1 pseudogene is annotated in these 468 nt (G+C 59.6%); it reads right to left on the reverse strand.

Annotated features, from left to right (window positions below):
* Window positions 1-468 (reverse strand): annotated as a pseudogene (locus tag M3189_RS26490) (isocitrate lyase); the annotation flags it as partial.

Consider the following 468-nt stretch of genomic DNA (forward strand, 5'->3'; position numbering starts at 1 on the left):
TGCTGTGGATCCCCGCGAGGGTAATAAACTGGTACTTGTATCCCATGTCCGACAGCTGCTGCTGGAAGCTGGCGATGGTTTTATCATCGAGATTTTTCTTCCAGTTAAACGACGGCGAGCAGTTATAGGCCAGCAGTTTGCCCGGGAAACGCGCATGGATAGCCTCGGCAAAGCGGCGCGCCTGCTCGAGATCCGGTTTCGACGTTTCACACCACACCAGATCCGCATACGGCGCGTAGGCCAGCCCGCGGCTGATCGCCTGCTCGATCCCGGCGTGTGTTCGGAAGAACCCTTCGCTGGTGCGATCCCCGGTAATAAACTCACGATCGTACGGATCGCAGTCTGAGGTAATTAAATCCGCGGCGTCGGCATCGGTACGGGCGATGACCAGCGTCGGGACCCCCATCACGTCGGCCGCCAGACGCGCCGCCACCAGCTTCTGAATCGCCTCCTGAGTCGGAACCAGCA

Source organism: Neobacillus niacini (genome assembly GCF_023715415.1).
Classification (GTDB): Bacteria; Bacillota; Bacilli; order Bacillales; family Cytobacillaceae; genus Neobacillus; species Neobacillus niacini_C.